Annotated in this window: 13 protein-coding genes; 7 read left to right on the forward strand and 6 right to left on the reverse strand. The window is 67.6% G+C overall.

All coding sequences use genetic code 11. The features are described 5' to 3' along the window. Nucleotides 1–228: 228 nt before the first annotated feature. From ACPUD7_RS12380 to ACPUD7_RS12395, 4 genes are all read right to left on the reverse strand, one after another. The gene (locus ACPUD7_RS12380; protein ID WP_135541696.1) at nucleotides 229–2238 is read right to left on the reverse strand and encodes a penicillin-binding transpeptidase domain-containing protein; all 2010 of its coding nucleotides are present in this window, start codon (nucleotides 2236–2238) and stop codon (nucleotides 229–231) included. A 93-nt stretch (nucleotides 2239–2331) separates the two neighbouring features. Beyond that, a complete protein-coding gene (locus tag ACPUD7_RS12385) occupies nucleotides 2332–3066 on the reverse strand; it encodes a response regulator (protein WP_135541698.1) in 735 nt (244 codons plus the stop codon). A gap of 91 nt (nucleotides 3067–3157) precedes the next feature. Continuing rightward, a complete protein-coding gene (locus ACPUD7_RS12390; RefSeq protein ID WP_135541700.1) occupies nucleotides 3158–5062 on the reverse strand; it encodes a sensor histidine kinase in 1905 nt (634 codons plus the stop codon). 88 nt (nucleotides 5063–5150) lie between these two features. Further along, nucleotides 5151–6965, reverse strand: a complete 1815-nt coding sequence (locus tag ACPUD7_RS12395) for an MOSC domain-containing protein (RefSeq protein WP_135541702.1) — start codon at nucleotides 6963–6965, stop codon at nucleotides 5151–5153. Nucleotides 6966–7080: 115 nt separating this feature from the next. On the opposite strand from ACPUD7_RS12395, the gene ACPUD7_RS12400 reads away from it, so the two are divergent. The 3 genes from ACPUD7_RS12400 to ACPUD7_RS12410 all read left to right on the forward strand — a co-directional run bounded on the left by ACPUD7_RS12400 (nucleotide 7081) and on the right by ACPUD7_RS12410 (nucleotide 10067). Then, nucleotides 7081–7374, forward strand: a complete 294-nt coding sequence (locus ACPUD7_RS12400) for a metal-sensitive transcriptional regulator (RefSeq protein WP_135541704.1) — start codon at nucleotides 7081–7083, stop codon at nucleotides 7372–7374. Nucleotides 7375–7461: 87 nt separating this feature from the next. After that, nucleotides 7462–7674 carry a heavy-metal-associated domain-containing protein gene (locus ACPUD7_RS12405; protein ID WP_135541705.1) on the forward strand — a complete coding sequence of 71 codons (213 nt, stop codon included), beginning with the start codon at nucleotides 7462–7464 and terminating at the stop codon, nucleotides 7672–7674. Further along, on the forward strand, nucleotides 7674–10067 hold the full coding sequence (locus ACPUD7_RS12410; RefSeq protein WP_135541707.1) for a heavy metal translocating P-type ATPase: 2394 nt from the start codon (nucleotides 7674–7676) through the stop codon (nucleotides 10065–10067). The genes ACPUD7_RS12405 and ACPUD7_RS12410 overlap by 1 nt, the downstream gene beginning before the upstream one ends. A 395-nt stretch (nucleotides 10068–10462) precedes the next feature. On the opposite strand, the gene ACPUD7_RS12415 is transcribed toward ACPUD7_RS12410, so the two are convergent. Next, nucleotides 10463–10744: a hypothetical protein gene (locus tag ACPUD7_RS12415; RefSeq protein WP_135541709.1), complete on the reverse strand. Its 282-nt coding sequence runs from the start codon at nucleotides 10742–10744 to the stop codon at nucleotides 10463–10465. A gap of 334 nt (nucleotides 10745–11078) precedes the next feature. On the opposite strand from ACPUD7_RS12415, the gene ACPUD7_RS12420 reads away from it, so the two are divergent. From ACPUD7_RS12420 to ACPUD7_RS12435, 4 genes are all read left to right on the forward strand, one after another. Further along, nucleotides 11079–11846 (forward strand): hypothetical protein, encoded by a 768-nt coding sequence (locus tag ACPUD7_RS12420; RefSeq protein WP_425120071.1) that lies wholly within the window; start codon nucleotides 11079–11081, stop codon nucleotides 11844–11846. Then, nucleotides 11846–12811, forward strand: a complete 966-nt coding sequence (locus tag ACPUD7_RS12425) for a response regulator transcription factor (RefSeq protein WP_425120072.1) — start codon at nucleotides 11846–11848, stop codon at nucleotides 12809–12811. Before ACPUD7_RS12420 ends, ACPUD7_RS12425 begins: the two co-directional genes overlap by 1 nt. A 4-nt stretch (nucleotides 12812–12815) precedes the next feature. Then, nucleotides 12816–14102, forward strand: coding sequence for a sensor histidine kinase (locus ACPUD7_RS12430; protein ID WP_135541713.1), 1287 nt, complete (start codon nucleotides 12816–12818; stop codon nucleotides 14100–14102). A 218-nt stretch (nucleotides 14103–14320) separates the two neighbouring features. After that, nucleotides 14321–15430: a M15 family metallopeptidase gene (locus ACPUD7_RS12435; protein ID WP_135541715.1), complete on the forward strand. Its 1110-nt coding sequence runs from the start codon at nucleotides 14321–14323 to the stop codon at nucleotides 15428–15430. A gap of 90 nt (nucleotides 15431–15520) precedes the next feature. Here the strand turns inward: ACPUD7_RS12435 and ACPUD7_RS12440 are convergent, their stop codons facing one another. Further along, nucleotides 15521–16132, reverse strand: a complete 612-nt coding sequence (locus tag ACPUD7_RS12440; protein ID WP_135541717.1) for a DUF1990 family protein — start codon at nucleotides 16130–16132, stop codon at nucleotides 15521–15523. Between the last annotated feature and the right edge of the window lie 426 nt (nucleotides 16133–16558).

The following is a 16558-nucleotide window of genomic DNA, read 5'->3' on the forward strand; positions in this document are numbered from 1 at the left end:
AGGCAGACGAAGAACGCGTCGAGGTGGTCGAAAGGGACTGGTCGCATGATGGGCTCCTTCTCAAGTGCTGTCCCGACCCGACCGTGCTGGTCAGGCCGGGTGTTGCACTAGAAGATAGAAACCGCCCGTCAGAAAATGTCCGATTGCGACCTATGTTTTTGCCCGGTTGTCCGATTGCGACCTATGTTTCGGCCCAAGCTGGCCCGGTAGAGCTCGGTCGGTGCAAACTCAGTTGATGCGGTCGAAGAATTCGTGCGCGACGGGCACGGCCGCCTCGGCGCCGAATCCGCCGTCCTCGACGAGGACCGCCACGGCCAGGTCCCCTTGGAATCCGGCGAACCACGAGTGTGTGCGCGGCGGGGTCTCGTCACCGTATTCGGCGGTGCCGGTCTTGCCGTGAACGGGATCGCCGGGAACGTCCTTGAGCGCGGTGGCGGTGCCGTCGGTGACAGCTTCGCGCATCATGTCCGAGAGCTCCTTCGCCGCGTCCCCATCGAGTGTGGGAGCGTCCTCGGCGGCACCATCTGTGCCCTCGTCGTCCGCGTTCGCATCATCGCGGGCATCGCCGCCGATGAGCTGCGGGGCCACAGTCTCGCCGGCCGTCACCGAGGCGGCCATCGTCGCCACTGCCAGCGGGCTCGCCTGAACCTTGCCCTGGCCGATCATCTGCGCGGCGTGCGTGACCTCGTCGCCGTCGGCCGGCACCGAGGCCATCTTCGCGCCGATGCCCAGGGCTCCCGCACCGGCTGTGTTCTTCCTGAAGTCGTCTGCGTCCTTGCCGGAGCCGCTTTCCTCCGTCCCGACCCCGGGCGTCATGCCGAGCTGGGCGGCCGCGTCCGCCACGTCATCGCCACTGACCTTCTCTCCCGAGGACACGAAGGCGGTGTTGCAGGAGTGGGCGAAATCCTCGGCGAAGGTGACCTTCCCGAGGACCTCATCCTCGGCGTTCTTGAACTTCTTCCCACCGACCGTCACGGTCTGCGGGCAGGCGATATCGTCGCTGAGCTTCACCCCGGATTCGAGGAGCGCGAGTCCCGAGGCGATCTTGAACACCGAACCGGGAGCGTATTGCCCGCTCAGCGCCCGGTCCCAGGCCGCGCCCTTCGGATCGTGGTTGGCCACGGCCAGCACGCGACCGTCACTGGGCCGGATGACGACGACGGCGGTCGGCTTCTTCCCCGTGGCGGCTGCCTTGTCTGCGGCGTTCTGGGTCTTCACATCGAGGGTGGTCTCGACGTCCTCGCCGTCCTTCTGCTCGAAGGCGTGCAGGCTCGTCAGCTTCGTCGTGCCGCCTTTGTCATCGGTCGCATCGCCTTTGGCGAAGACTTCGACGCTGCCGGGGCCGCTGAGTCGGGTGTTGAAGGTCTTCTGCAAACCGGTGCGTCCGACGATGTCTCCGGCGATGACCTCACCGTCGGAACTCTTGATGTCTTCGGCGCTGGCGGGCCCGGCCGAGCCGAGGGTGGCCTGTGCGAATCCGCGGCTTCGCGTGAGCGTCTGACTGTCTTCGGAGAAGAGGACCCCCGGCAGGTCGTGGATGGCGTCCTTGACCCGTGCGTAGTCGTCTTCGCGCAGGGTCACGACGGGGACGAGTCGGTTGCCCTCCGCCTCGTCGACCGCGTCTTCGAGGTCCCCGACGTCGAGGTCGAGGGAGTCGACGTCCTTGTTGAGCGCGTCGACGAGTCTGCCGAGGGTGTCGGGCTCCAAGCGGTTCGGGTGGAGGCCGATATCGACGACCTTCCCTTCCTCCATGAGCACTGCGTCGTCGGCGCCGAGGATCTTTCCTCGTCTGCCCGGGTTCGCGCGCAGTGCGAAGCTGCCGCCACGAGCGAGTTTCGGGTGGATGGACTTCTCGGTGAGGCCCGCCCACCAGAAGAGGCCCTTCTTCTCCAGCGGCAGTTCGGAACTGTACTTCCAGGCCTCACCGTCGAGGTTCGCCCAAGTCCAGTCGAGTCTCGCCACGGTCCGGCCCTCGGATTCGGTGATGTCCTCGACGGTGACCGAGCGCAGATCGACCCGCTTGCCCAAGGATTTCGTGACCCGGTCGAACAGGCCCTGAGCGAGGTCCTTCTCATGCCAGATGTCCGAGGTCAGCTGCCCCTCGGCGAGATCGTGGGCGGCGGCCTGCGCCGCGGTGGACTTGAGCATGGGGAGTCGGAAGATCGCGAAGGCACCAGCACCGAGAAGCAGGATGAGGACAAGGACGGTGGCCAACCAGACCTGCGACTTCTTCGACATGGAACCATCCTCCACCGAGGTGTTCGCGATGTCCATCGCCGGACCCCGAAGCGTCGCGGTCGGCTGATCCCCTCGCCCGCCGCGACGGTGCGGTCAGGTGGCGTCGAAAACGACGGTGTATTCGAGGACGGGGCGGCCGGTCGCCCCGTAGCGGGGACGACGTTCGAGCATGCCCGCGTCGGCCATGGATTCGAGGTAGCGGCGAGCGGTGACACGCGAGACTCCGAGGCCTTCGGCCACCTCGGCGGCGGACTGTCCGGGATTCTCATTCAGCAGGACGCGGACTTCGTCCTGCACCGCATCGGGCACGCCCTTCGCGGTCGCGGCCACGGTGTGGGTGCGCAGTGCCGAGATCGCCTTGTCGACCTCGGTCTGCGTGACTTCGCCGTCATTCGAATCACCGCCGAGGCGGTTGCGGAATGAGGAGTACGCCTCGAGTTTGGATTTGAAGACGGGGAACGTGAAGGGCTTGATGATGTACTGGGCGACCCCGTAGGACAGGGCCTCCTGCACGATCTGCATGTCCCTGGCGGCGGTGACGGCGATGATGTCCACGTCGACACGTTGGCCGCGGATGGCTCGGCAGACCTGGAGCCCGTGGCCGTCGGGCAGGTTCATATCGAGGAGTACGAGGTGGATGCCGGCGGGGTCGAGACCGCAGATCTGTCCGGTCAGAGCGGCCATCGCCTGGGTGGCGTTCTTCGCCACCCCCGCAACGTGATAGCCGTCGAGGCGGTCGACGTACTTCGCGTGGGCACGGGCGGCGACCATCTCGTCCTCGACGACGAGCACACCGATGCTCGACCCTGGGGCAGTTGTATCCGACATGCTGTCAGTCTAGCTTCAGCCGTTTGACAGCGACCCCGATCGTGTTGCAGTCCGGGCACATCGCTGTTCCATGACGGCCACAGGCTCGGGCTCACTCCCGGTCAGGATGAGTGCCTGCGTCCGCTGCGGCCCCCGCCGCGGCCACGGCGCCGAGGCGGTCCGGCAGCCACACCGTGAGCACGGCGCCCTTGAATCGGTCGCAGTCCTCACCCCGGCCCTGCACGTCCACGGCTCCCCCGAGGCGGCGGATCGCCTGCACGACCAGCGAGAGCCCGACTCCGCGGGTGCCCGTCTGCTGACGTCCCTGCCCCTGGTCGGTCTCGACGCCGTCGTGCTTCGTCGACCATCCGCGTTCGAAGATCGCATCGAGGTGCTCCTCGTCGATGCCGGGACCATCGTCGCTGACCTCGATCGTGAACCCTCCGGATCCACCCGAGCCGGACAGTTCGACGTGGACTCGCTTGTCCTCGGGCAGCACGTCCTGCCTGCCCAGCGCGTCGAAGGCATTGTCGATGAGGTTGCCGAGGATCGTCGCGAGATCCCGGTCGTCCCCGCTGAGGCGGCCCGTGAGACCCGCGGTGTCCACCGTCATCTCGATCCCCACCTCGGCGGCTTGGGCGATCTTCGACAGCAGCAGGGCGGACAGGACGGGGTGGTCGAAGGTCATCGACCCGTCTCCGTTGACGCGGTTGAGGTCGTCGAGGTCTTTGGCGGCGAAGTCGATGGCCTCGTCGACGTGCCCGGTCTCGAGCAGGGACACGACCATGTGCAGCCGGTTCGCGTATTCGTGGGTCTGGGCCCGCAGGGAATCGGAGAATGAGCGCACGGAGACGAGTTCGCCGGAGAGTTCGGCCAGCTCCGTGTGGTCGCGCATGGTCACGACCCAGGTGTCGCTGGCCGCCTCGGTGGGCTGCTGATTGACCACGAGCACCCGGTCATCGGTGTAGTGGATCTCGTCGCGGGCCCAGCGGCCGGAAGCGAGCAGGTCATGCAGGGCCTCGGGCAGGTCGACGCCGTTCAAGGGCATCTCCTCCGTCGAGGCGCGGGCCGGGTCGGCATCGTCTGCGGCCGCCGGCAGGCCGAGCAGCTCGCGGGCTTCGGCGTTGATGAGCACGATCCCCCGCAGCCGGTCGACGAGGAGCAGGCCCTCGGAGACCGCTTTGAGTACGGAGGAGTAGAAGTCGAGCATGCTGCGCAGTTCGTCGGCTCCGTAGTCGCCGGTGACCCGGCGCAGCCCGCGGGAGGTCACCCATGACGAGCCGATGCCCAGGAGCAGAGTGAGCACCGCGATGCCGATGAGCCATTTGCCCTGCGCGAGGAAGCCTTCGCGGACCGAGTCGGCGGAGCTGCCGACGATCACAGCCCCGACCACGGTGTCCGGTCCCACGCCGTCGGCGCCGAGGTGTTCGGCATAGACCGGGGTGACGACGTACATGGTGCCGTCGCCGGGCCCGCCGTCGTCGATGAAGCGCACAGTCGTCCGCCCCTTCTCGAGAGACTCCTCGTCGACGGATTGGGCCAGCTGATCGATCGAGTCCTCGGGGATCGTGCCGGAATTCGCCGAGGCGGCCTTCTTCTCCAGCGCCTGCTGTCGGTCAGGAGAGCCCAGGGTCGGCGGGGTGAGGAGGAAGTCGATGGGCACGACGGCGGCGATGTCGAACCCGTATTGGCTGATGACGTTGCCGAGCATCGTCTCGACATCGGCGCGGGACTCCGCGTCGAGGAAGTCGTCGCTGCCGGCCTCACCGGTGCCGACGAGCCCGAGCGACAGCGACATGTTGTCGGCGGCCGAGCGCAGCAGGTCCTGTTCGCGCTTCGTGTTCAGCTGGGAGAGCTGGAGGTAGAGCAGACTCGTCGTGAGCACCATGATGCCCACGAGCATGATCGAGTTCGCGAACATGATCCGTCCGGCCGCGGAAAGGCGGACCCACCGACTCAGACGGCCCACCGGTCCGGTGGTGGCCGTCGTCAGGACGGAGCGCTTCTTTCTGGGCATGGAAACCATTGTGCCACCCGTCTCACCGCCGTCCGGTGGGGCGAAGAAGGCGGAACCGCCTCGCCGAGGCGGCCGTCCGAGTTCGGGCTCAGAGGCGGAGGCTGATCGGTCCGGCCGGGATCGCGGAGCACACGAGCACTTCGTCGGTGTCGACCTGGGCGACCGGTTCGATGGGGTAGAGCACGGAACCGGCGGTCAGGGACACCGCGCAGGTTCCGCAGGATCCACCGCGGCAGGAGCTCGCGGATTGGAACCCGCGGGCTTCCAGGGATTCGAGCAGGGTGCCCTCCTGCGGTTGCCACATGAAGCTCGTGCCGGAATTCTCCAGCGTCACCTCGGCGGGCGGGCAGGCGGCGATGGTCTCGCTCATGCCCGTGTTCGGGGAGGCGAAGGTCTCCTGGTGGACGGCGGGGACTCCCGCTTCGTCGCTTGCCGCGAGCACGGCGGCGGTGAAGTCGCGGGGCCCGCAGACCATGACGTTGTCGCATCCGGCCACCCAGTCGACGAGTTCGCGGTGGCTCGGTCGCCCGGCGGTCGCGGTGTCGCGGTGGTGGGCTTCGACGGGGATCCGACCGCCGGTGGCGCGGTCCTGCAGTCGGTTCCACAGGCACGCGGTGCGGTGGTCGCGGTCGATGTGGAAGAGTTTGATCCGGTCGGTCTCGGGCAGTTCGCCATGCCCCTCAACGCGCAGCAGTCCGAGGCTCGGGGTGATCCCGATTCCGGCGGTGACCAGGGCCGTCGTCCCTCCGAAGACGCGGGAGGCGGTCATGGTTCCGTGCGGACCGGAGGTGAGGATGCGCTCCCCGTCCTCGAGGGAGGCGACCGCGCGGGATCCCCGCCCCTGGGTGCGCACGGCGATGCGCACGATGTCGTCGACGACGTCGGTGATCGTGTACGTGCGCCAGAACGGCGCACCGAGTTCGAGGTGGACGCGCAGGTTCATGCCCGGTTCGTCGAATTCGCGGATCCAGCCGAGATCATCGCGCAGGGAGACCTCGACGATGTCATTGCAGATCTGCTGCTTGCCGACCACCGTCATGAATCGCGGGGTGCGCGCGGTCTTGACGAGTTCGCGCGGGGCCCGGCCCTCGACGCCGATCTCATCGCCGACCGCGACATCGCCGGTGTCGAGGATCTCGCCGTAGACGCCGCAGTGCAGGTGACCGCACGCGGAGTTGAGCAGCCGCGGGACGTTGACGTCGACGGCCTTCGTCACGGGGTTGACCGTCGTCGCCGGGCACCGTTCGATCGACGAGCGGATCGCCAGTCGCACCCCGCCGAGGCGGACGATCGAGCCGATGAGCGCGAACTCCTCGAACGGGGCGAGGCCCTCGACGAGGACGTTGCCGCGGAAGCGCAGCGGATCGAGGTCGAGGCCCTCGATTCCCTCCTCGGTCGCGGAGATCGCCTCCACCGAGGCCGGATTGATGATCGAGATCCCCGACTTCTGCGAGTCGAACATCCCCTGTTCCGCGACCGCCAGAGACCGCGGAAATGTACCCTGAGGGGGTATGCGCTTCGAGAGGAATTCCGCCGAGGCGGCACGGCTGTCCGCGTCGTCCGTGGCGAACGTCGTCGCCTCCCCGGCCGGCGACGTCAGCGTCACGGTCGCGGATTCTTCCGCGCGACCGCCGCCCTCGGAGTCATCGGCGTTCGCGGAATCGCCGGCAGCCTCCTCGGCGAGGGTGGCACTCACGCCCCACTTCTGCAGTTCGGGGTCGTTCTTGAGCACCGTGAAGGCGGAATAGGAGTGCCAGGCGTCATCGGGAACGTCGAGGCTGCCGTTGGTGAACGCGGTGACGCGGTCGCCGCGGATTCCGTGTCCCTTGACCACACGGGCTTCGGTGAGCTCTTCGGCGGGGAATCCCTTGACGGGGAAACGGAACAGTCTGGCAACTCGCATGTCTTCGATTGTAGGACTCCGCCCACCCGGCCGGCACGGGGCGGGGTGGGACGGCGGGGCCGCTTCGGCGAGGGGTGCCGTTGATTTATACCCTATAGGGGTATACGGTGTGAGCATGACTGAGCACCATGGATACACCCCGCAGAAGGACGCTCTCGCGCGGAGGATGAAGCGGATCGAAGGACAGGTCCGCGGCATCGGGAAGATGATCGATGACGACAAGTACTGCATCGACATCCTCACCCAGGTCTCCGCCGCGACAGCCGCGCTGCACGCGGTCTCCATCAACCTCCTCGAAGAGCACATCGCTCACTGCGTGGTCGACGCCGCCTCATCCGGCGACGACGAAGCCGCGCGGAAGAAGGTCGAGGAGGCATCAGCCGCAATCGCCCGACTCATCAAGAGCTGAGCCTCTGGGCCGCGTCCGCTCCTCGGGAGCCGGACGACGCCGAAAGCTGCAGGCTTCGGGCACCATTCACCGCTGATAGGAGAAAAGATGACGACCACGAACATCACCGTCTCGGGCATGACCTGCGGACACTGCGAAGCCGCTGTCAAGGAAGAGCTCGGGGCCCTTGCGGGCGTGAGCGACGTCTCCATCGAACTCAACGCCGGGGGCGATTCCCCGGTCACGATCACCTCGGCGGATGCCCTCGACGATGCGGCGATCCGTGCCGCCGTCGATGAGGCCGGCTACGAGGTGAAGTGATGTCACGCGAGGTCGATCTCGACATCACGGGGATGACCTGCGCATCCTGTTCGGCCCGCATCGAGAAGAAGCTCACCCGCCTCGACGGGGTCACCGCGGAGGTCAACCTGCCGCTGGAGACCGCGCACGTGATCATCGAATCCGAGCTGCGCGACGACGACATCACCGCCGCCGTCGAAAAGGCCGGATACGGTGCCACGGTGCGCTCCCCGTCGGGCGGGTCCGGTCCCGAGATCGTCGATTACGACCCGCGGCACCTGCGGCCGCGATTCTTCGGCTCGCTCGTCCTGGCCGCACCGATCGTGGCGATCTCGATGGTCATGAGCTGGCACTTCGCCGGTTGGCAGTGGGTGGCCGGTCTGCTGGCCCTGCCGGTGGTCACGTGGGGTGCGTGGCCGTTCCACTCGGCGGCGTTCAAGGCCGCCCGCGGAGGGTCGACGACGATGGACACCCTCGTCAGCGTCGGCATCACCGTGGCCAGCCTGTACTCCTATTTCACGCTCGGGCGGGCGGTGGCCGACGGCCACGGCTGGAATGTGCCCGGCGAATACCATGTGTGGTTCGAAGCCGCCGCGGCGATCACGGTGTTCCTGCTCATCGGCAAGCTCACCGAGGATCGGGCGAAGTCCCGGGCCACCGCCGCGCTGAAGGCCCTGCTCGACCTCGGCGCAAAGTCGGCGACGGTGCTGCGCGAGAGGACGGGCGGCACCCGCACCGAGGAACAGGTGCCGATCGACGAACTCGCCGTCGGCGATGTGTTCCTCGCCCGTCCCGGCGAGAAGATCGCCACCGACGGTGAGGTCCTCGCCGGACATTCAGCCATCGACGAGGCGATGCTCAGCGGCGAATCCGTACCGGTCGAGGTCGCGCCCGGCGACAGCGTCACCGGAGCCACGATCAACACCTCGGGGGTACTCGAGGTGCGGGCCACGCGAGTCGGTTCGGACACGACCCTGGCAGCCATGGCCGACCTCGTCAGCCGCGCGCAGACCGGCAAACCGGCCGTGCAGCGTCTGGCGGATCGGATCTCAGCGGTGTTCGTGCCGATCGTCTTCGGCATCGCCGTGCTCACCCTACTCACCTGGGGACTGACCACCGGCGATTGGGCCGCGGGCCTGCACGCCGGGCTCACCGTCCTCATCATCGCCTGTCCCTGCGCCCTGGGCCTGGCCACCCCGACCGCGTTGGCCGTGTCCTCCGGGCGCGGGTCGCAGTTGGGCATCCTCGTCTCCGGCCCCGAAGCGCTCGAGTCCACGCGCGGGATCGATACGGTCGTCCTCGACAAGACCGGAACCCTGACCACCGGCGTGATGAGTCTGGTCGGAACCGACCTGTCGCCGGCGGACTTCGAGGTCCTCGCGCGACTGGAATCGCGCAGCGAGCATCCGATTGCGCGTGCCATCGTCGCTGCCTCACCTGAGGTCGTCGGGGCCTCACCCGAGGCCGTTGATGTCTCATCCGAGGCCGTCGGGGCCTCATCCGAAGCTGCCGGCACGGAGGCGTCCGGCGGGACGGAAACATACAGCGCGACGGATGCGGCCGCCTCGGCGAGCGCGGCAGTCGCGTCCGATGATCCGGTCACGTCCGATGCGGCAGCCACGCCCGGTGCGGCAGCCGCATCCGGTAGCACGGTCACATCCGGTGGTGCAGTCACATCCGGTGGTGCGGTCACGGACTTCGAGAACATTCCCGGCGGCGGCCTGCGGGCCACGATCGACGGCTCCGATGTCCTCGCCGGTCGCCCGGGGCTGCTCCGCGAGCACGGCATCAGCCTCGACTACTCAGCCGAGTCCGTCCCGCGCGGTGCCACGATCGTCGCGCTCGCCATCGACGGTGACTTCCGGGGCCTGAGCTTCGTCTCCGACGTGGCCAAGCCCTCGGCCGCCGATGCCATCGCCGAGCTGCACTCGCTCGGTCTCGACACCGTGCTGCTCACCGGTGACAACGAGCAGGCCGCCCAGGTGGTCGCCGAGTCCCTCGGGATCGACGAGGTGCGCGCCGACGTCCGCCCCGAAGGCAAGGTCGCTGTGGTCGCCGAACTCCAGGAACGGGGCCGAGCCGTGGCGATGGTCGGCGACGGGATCAACGATGCCGCGGCTCTGGCCGGGGCCGACCTCGGCATCGCGATGGGCTCGGGCACCGATGCCGCCATGGCGGCTTCGGACATCACCATGGTCAAATCCGATCCGCGCCAGATCCCGCAGGCGATCCGGCTCTCGCGCAGAACCTTGGGGCTCATCAAGGGCAACCTGTTCTGGGCCTTCGCCTACAATACGGCGGCGATCCCGATCGCGGCCCTCGGTCTGCTCGATCCGATGATCGCCGGTGCCGCGATGGCGTTCTCGTCAGTCTTCGTCGTCCTCAACAGTCTCCGCCTCCTCCGCTTCAAATGATCCCGAGGGGCTGTGCGGCAGGTGGCCGGGCGGCGAGGCGGGCAGCGGGTGGCTGGGCGGGCGGCATCAGTCACCATTAGCGTCACAACCTCCTACCGCACCGGGTGGCGAGTGGCCGGACGCAGGCCTCAGGCGGCATCAGTCACCGTCAGCGTCACAACCTCCTGCAGCACCGGGTGGTTGAGGCGCTGACGGTTCGAGTCGGGAGCAACCGTAGGACAAGCCGCTAACGGTGAGGGATGCTCCCGCCGCAGTCGCCCGACACACGCAGGCTGGTCAGTCGTCCGGCACACGCCGTCGGCTCAGTCGCCCGACACATGCAGACAGGTCGGTCGGTGTCGAAGCCGTGAAGCTTCCAACACCGACCGACCTGTCTGACGTCGAGTTGAGGAGTCCTACTTGAGGACCGGGTAGGACTGATTCTGGTTCTGCGTGTCCTTGCGCATCACCCAGTTGAGGTAGCTCGCGAAGCCGGCGACCACCACGAATGCGGCACCGGCGTAGATGAATGCGTAGCCGAAGGCACGAGGGTCCTGCCAGGATCGGGTGACGATGATCGCGAGGATCAGAGTCGCAATCCCGCAGACGACGCCGACCTTGATCGCGTCCTTATACGACACGGTGCTCGTCGGCTTGCCGCCTGTGGACTTCTTCTTCGGGGTGTTCGTTGGCGCCATGCCCTCTATTCTACCCGCCCGACCTGAGAGTCGACCCCACCCGGAACCGAGGTCATCCCCACGCGACTTCTCGCCCTCACTCCGCTCCCGCCCCGGAGCGGCACCCTCTCGCCCTCACTCCGCTCCCGCCCCGGAGCGGCACCCTCTCGCCCTCACTCCGCTCCCGCCCCGGGGGCGGTGGACCGCGACCGCCCTTCCCACCCTCACCGAGGTGGCTTCAAGACACCTTGAGCCGTGCGAGAGCAGTCCCACCGCTGGTCATCCCGGCCGGGTCCGACTCGCCTGTCCAGACGATCAGGTGGACTACGAGTTCAGAACAGGCAAAAATAGGCATGTGTCCGTCCCCTCCAGACACGCCTCCGGGGAGGCGTTGCGCCCATTTCACTCCGGCCAGGCCTGGCCTGGTCCCGAATTCTGCGCGCACACCGGCACCTCGAGCGTCACCGGCACCCCTGACATCCCCCACACGAACTCCTCCGGCGCCCCGAACATCGCCGTCACCCCGCGCCCCCGCACCGCCCTTCGCGCCTTCGCCGCCATCATGCTCGTCGCAGTCATGGCGGTCACCCTCACCGCATGCGGGCCCGACCGCGGCCTCAAGGTCTCACCCGAGGGCAATCCCTCCCCGTCCCTCTTCGCCCCCGACAGCGCCGATGCCGGACCGCCGAACAAACCGTTCTCCCTCAAGACGATCCGCAAGACCATCGTCGACGCCTCGGGAGTCGCGGTCACCGGCAGCGCCGCCGAGACGGCGAAGGTCGTCGCCGACTGCGAGGAGTGCTTGAAGTTCTCCACTCCGTTCCACCGCGACGATCAGAAGTTCCAGGTGGTGACGGTGGCGAACCCTCAGCAGCGCGACGAGCTCATCGCGGGCGCGGTCATCAGCAAACACAACGGCAAACCCCGGCTCGAACTCATCGCCACCGGAAATCAGCTCAAACTCAGTCCCGGCAAGAATGGGACACTGGTGGTGCAGGAGGCGATGTTCGCAGACGGGGACGACGCCTGCTGCCCGTCAGGCTGGTCGGTGCAGGTGTTCCGCCTGCACGACGGTAGGTTTGAACCAGGTCAACGCTTCACGCGGCTTAATGGAGAAACGTAATGCATATAGTTCTGGTCGAGGATGACGAGGTCATCCGGGAAACGACCCAGATCGGGCTCGAACGCTTCGATTACACGGTCTCGGCGTTTGCCGACGGCCGCGAGGGGTACGAATTCGTCTCCGCTCACGGTGCCGACGTCCTCCTCCTCGACCTCATGCTGCCGACGATGAACGGCGCCTCCATCTGCCGCGCCGTGCGTGAGCGCTCGACGATCCCGATCATCATCATCTCCGCCCGCTCCGATGCCATCGACATCGTCCAGGCCCTCGAAGCCGGAGCCGATGACTACCTCACCAAACCCTTCGACATGCAGGTCCTCAACGCTCGGATCCGCGCCGTCGTGCGCCGTTTCATCACCACCGGCACAGACCGGTTCGGCTACTCCCCCTCCCCCGAGGCGGACGAACCCGAGGAGACCGTGATCGGTCCCGGCGGCATGGTCACCGGCGACGGCATCCCCGAGGTCCTCGGCGCCAGCCCCGGAATGGACACCCGGGATCGGCTGCGGGCGCAGCTCGAATCCGATGACACCTACCTCGGCGCCGGCGGGAAATTCACCACCGCCCCCGAGGCGGCTGAGGACGAAGAGGCCATCGGCGGTGACGCCGGGGTTCCTCCACGGCCCAGCGACGCTCCGTCCGTGCAGCCCGGATCGACCGGTGACGACGGGCTGGGTCCGTTCCGGACCCGGCTGGGCTCCCTCGTCCTCGACACCGGCCGCCTGACCGTGGAGATCGACGGCGAGGAGGTCCACCTCACTCCCACCGAGCTGCGCGTCCTCCTGCTGCTGACCGAACAGCCCGAACACGTCTACTCCCGCGAGAAGATCGCGTTCACAGTGTGGGGCTACGAATGGGCCGGCGATTCCCGCGTCGTCGACGTCCACATCCAGCGGCTGAGGAAGAAGATCGGGGCGAGCATGATCGAAACCGTTCGCGGATTCGGCTACCGCTTCGCAGGCTGATCGCATGTCGCTGCGCTGGAAGATCTCTCTGCTCATCGTCGCCTCGGTGATCATCGCCGTCCTGTCCTGTTCGATCGTGCTCCGCCAGTCTGCGGCCCGCGCCGAGGACGATCGGATGCGCTCGACCGTGACCGAGCAGCTGACGAATGCGACGGCCATCTTCTCCGAGACCGGGGTGCTCACCCTCAACGCCCGCATCGATGACCCGCAGCTGCCCAAAGACGCCCGCAGCTCGGCGCTCAAGGGCCAGAGCGTGACGATCCGGTCCGAGGTCGACGGCGAGGAGATCGTGTGGGCGGCCGCCCCCATCGAGGTCGGCTCCTACACCGAAGTGATCTCCGTGCGTGCCTCGACGAAAGACAGCCAGGTGCTCATCGGTCGCATCGACCAGGCGCTGTTGGTGGGCATGATCGGTTCGGCCCTCGTCGTCGGCGGCGTCGGCTCGATCGTCGCCGGCCGCATCTCGCGCAGGCTCACCCTCGGCGCGCAGGCCGCCCGCAAGATCGCCGGCGGTGACACCTCGACCCGCATCGCCGATGTCATCGACGAATCCGATCAGGAGGTGTGGGCCTTCGCCACGGCCGTCGACACCGCGGTGGCCCGGCTGACCGAACGCATCGACTCCGAACAGCGCTTCACCGCCGACCTCGCGCACGAGATGCGCACCCCGCTGACCGGGCTCGTCAATGCCGCGAACCTGCTCGAGGAGGACTCCCGCCCGGCCGAACTGGTCAAGGACCGAGTGCAGCGGATGCAGGTCCTCGTCGAGGATCTCCTCGAGGTCTCCCGACTCGACGCAGGGCGGGCGAACCCCGAGTTCACCCGCGTCGACGTCGATCAGGCGATCCGCTCCCTGCTCGGCACGATGGACGCTTCCGGAGCCCTGGCCGGGCACACGATCGACACCCACCTGGCGGCGCTGAACTCGACGCTGGTCACCGATGTGCGCCGCTTCGAACGCATCATCTCGAACCTGCTCGTCAACGCCATCAAGCACGGCGGCGACCCGATCCGCCTCGAGACCTCCACCCGCAGCATCGTCATCACCGACTCCGGCCCCGGCTATCCGCCCGACATCGTCAACACCGGCCCGACCCGCTTCGTCTCTGCCGGAGGCGGCGGCATGGGCCTCGGCCTCGTCATCGCTCAGGGCCAGGCCCGCCTGCTCGGCATCACGCTGATCTTCAGCAACGATTCCGTCACCGGCGGCGCCCGCACCGAAGCGATCTTCCCCGACGAAGAGGCCCAGGATCGCGCGCTGAGACAGTACATCGACAGCACAGGAGAATAACCTCGCCGAGGCGGCCCTCCCCCGCTTCTGAGCTGCTCACCAGGGATGACGCCCTGTTCCTGCCGGATTTTCGCGCAGTCGCCTCGATCACCATGAGTGCGACTCATCACGAATATATGACAGTTTCTATACATGACCGTTACACTTTTGTGATGTTGTGTTGAAGCGGTCGGATCGGCCGACAGCCTTCGACGAGTCAGCGACACATACGGAGAGTTATGTCAGAGTCACCCTCGAGCGCAGAGGCACCATTGCGTCGACGCGATCTGCACCGGCGGAAGTCCCGGTTCTCACGCGGACGCGCCAGCGCTCGCAGCGTCTCGGCGCCGGCCGACCTGACCGAAACCTCGACGGCAGCGGCGTCGACGCACACGGCCGCCACGACCCCGACGACCGCCGAGCACCGTGCGTCTTCCGCACCCCTGCCCTCACGCCGTGCGGCAATGGCCGCAGAGGCTCAGGCTGCCGGCGTCTCTCCGCGCCGGGCCGCCAGGGCCCGCGAATCCGCTGCAGCACACACGAGCCTCGGCTCGTCCACGACTCCTGCCGCTCGTCGAGTCAGCGCAGGAGCCGCAGAACATCGCGGTTCGGACGGTGTCCTGCTCAAGTCCGTGCGCAGACGGAAGGTGCGGACGGTTTCGACCCTGGCAGCCGTCTCCGTCGCCGGAGCCGCCACTGCGGTGACGATGCTGGTCACCAATCTCAACGGTGGTGCCGAGGTCAAGACCGACCCCACGGCCGCCGGAGAGCCTGCGGCGGTCAGCCCGGAGAAAGTCGATGCCGAGATCCCCGAGTCGAAGGGGAAGTCGTCGGTCGAGATCGGCGCCCCGAGCGCGAAGCAGAAGAACGTCGAAGCCGCTTCCCGCGCCGTCGAGAAGAGCGCTCTGCCCGGCTGCGATGCGAAGCAGAACTTCAACCGATCCGCCGGCAACGGCGAACTGCCCGAGGAATGGCTGTGCGACCTCGGCAAGGAAGACCACCGCCTGCGTGCCGATGCCGCGGTCTCCTTCGCGAAGATGAACGCCGCCTACAAGAAGGACACCGGCAAGGAATTCCAGATCACCGACTCCTACCGCGACATGGCCGGGCAGCTTTCGGTGGCCGGCCGGAAGCCGGGGCTGGCTGCGAAGCCGGGGACATCGCTGCACGGTTGGGGAATCGCCCTCGACCTCGGCGGCGGAGTCGAATCGAAGTCCGGCGCCTGGAGCTGGCTCGTCGAGCACGGTGACGAATACGGTTGGGAGAATCCTGACTGGGCGAAGTCGAGTATGTACGAGCCCTGGCATTGGGAGTACACCCCGGCCCGCCAGTCGATCAAGGACAACTGACCCGCGGCACGAACCCCTGGAAGCGGGCCACCCGGCCCGGCCGGGACGCCCGCCCCTGCGCCCGCGCTTCAGCCGTGACGCGCACCCGGCTCAGCCTCGCAGCAGTGCTCTGCCGTAGCGGCGCCTATAGATCACCTGCGCGAACCTGACGAACGGTTCGCCGAGGCGCCAGATGCCCGCTCCGGCCCGTGAGACCGAGCGCAGCACGAGGAACACCCTGTCATCGGGGGTGCGCACGAGGATGAAGGACTCCTCCCCGGTGACCGGATGACCCGGCTTCGTGCCGTAGGTGAAACCGCACCGATCGGTCGCCTCGAACACATCGAGGACACGGGAGGGCTCGGGCAGCCGGAAAGGGCCCAAGCGGACTCGGATCGTCGGTTCCTGTCCTGCCTCGACCCGCGGCGGCGCACTTCTGCTGTTGCCTGCCCGATCTACACAGCCACCACCGATTCCCCCACTGTCTCCGCACTCACCGACGCCTGCTCTGCCGGCCTCGCGCTCACCGATGTCGATGTCGAAGCCGCTGCGGATCTTGACCTCCCAATGCAGCAGCTCCTCGGCGCAGCGTTCGAAGGTGTCCTTCCCGTGCCCGACGAAGTACGCGGTCTCGAAATGGCGGTAGCCGTCGGGTCGCTCCAGCCACCTCGGTGAGAGGGGATGCGTGAGCGTTTCGGGACGATCGTGTGCGCTTTCGGCCATGCCACCAATCTAACGTGCCCGTACCCGTGCTGGGGTCCGTGCTGGGGTCCGCGCCCGTGCCGGGACCCTTACCCGTGCCCGTGTCCGTGCTCGTGCCCGTGCTGGGGTCCGTCCCCGTGCCCGTGCTCGCACCCGCGCCGGGGCCCTTACCCGTGCCCGCGCCCGTGCCGGTTCCCGGCCTCGCGACGCTCACCTCGCGACTCTCAGCGCGCGACGCTCACCTCGCAACGCTCGGTCCGCGACTCACAGTCCGGACGACCGGGTGGCGGCGAGCGGCCGGAGACGTATGATGCCAGGAACGACGCTTTCCAATCGATTGTCCGCTCAGTCGCTCGGTCGGGTCGCGGTCAGCCGCCGGCCCCGCCTCGGCGAGGCGGATTCGCGAGGATCGGCGTCGTTGGGATCGAACGTCGCCAGGATCAAAGG

Source organism: Brevibacterium sp. FAM 24630, from assembly GCF_049804075.1.
Lineage (GTDB): Bacteria > Actinomycetota > Actinomycetes > Actinomycetales > Brevibacteriaceae > Brevibacterium.

Coding starts and splice junctions, on each gene's coding strand:
- ACPUD7_RS12380 (WP_135541696.1), bottom strand. CDS start 2,238: ATGTCGAAGAAGTCGCAGGTCTGGTTGGCCACCGTCCTTGTCCTCATC.
- ACPUD7_RS12385 (WP_135541698.1), bottom strand. CDS start 3,066: ATGTCGGATACAACTGCCCCAGGGTCGAGCATCGGTGTGCTCGTCGTC.
- ACPUD7_RS12390 (WP_135541700.1), bottom strand. CDS start 5,062: ATGCCCAGAAAGAAGCGCTCCGTCCTGACGACGGCCACCACCGGACCG.
- ACPUD7_RS12395 (WP_135541702.1), bottom strand. CDS start 6,965: ATGCGAGTTGCCAGACTGTTCCGTTTCCCCGTCAAGGGATTCCCCGCC.
- ACPUD7_RS12400 (WP_135541704.1), top strand. CDS start 7,081: ATGACTGAGCACCATGGATACACCCCGCAGAAGGACGCTCTCGCGCGG.
- ACPUD7_RS12405 (WP_135541705.1), top strand. CDS start 7,462: ATGACGACCACGAACATCACCGTCTCGGGCATGACCTGCGGACACTGC.
- ACPUD7_RS12410 (WP_135541707.1), top strand. CDS start 7,674: ATGTCACGCGAGGTCGATCTCGACATCACGGGGATGACCTGCGCATCC.
- ACPUD7_RS12415 (WP_135541709.1), bottom strand. CDS start 10,744: ATGGCGCCAACGAACACCCCGAAGAAGAAGTCCACAGGCGGCAAGCCG.
- ACPUD7_RS12425 (WP_425120072.1), top strand. CDS start 11,846: ATGCATATAGTTCTGGTCGAGGATGACGAGGTCATCCGGGAAACGACC.
- ACPUD7_RS12430 (WP_135541713.1), top strand. CDS start 12,816: ATGTCGCTGCGCTGGAAGATCTCTCTGCTCATCGTCGCCTCGGTGATC.
- ACPUD7_RS12435 (WP_135541715.1), top strand. CDS start 14,321: ATGTCAGAGTCACCCTCGAGCGCAGAGGCACCATTGCGTCGACGCGAT.
- ACPUD7_RS12440 (WP_135541717.1), bottom strand. CDS start 16,132: ATGGCCGAAAGCGCACACGATCGTCCCGAAACGCTCACGCATCCCCTC.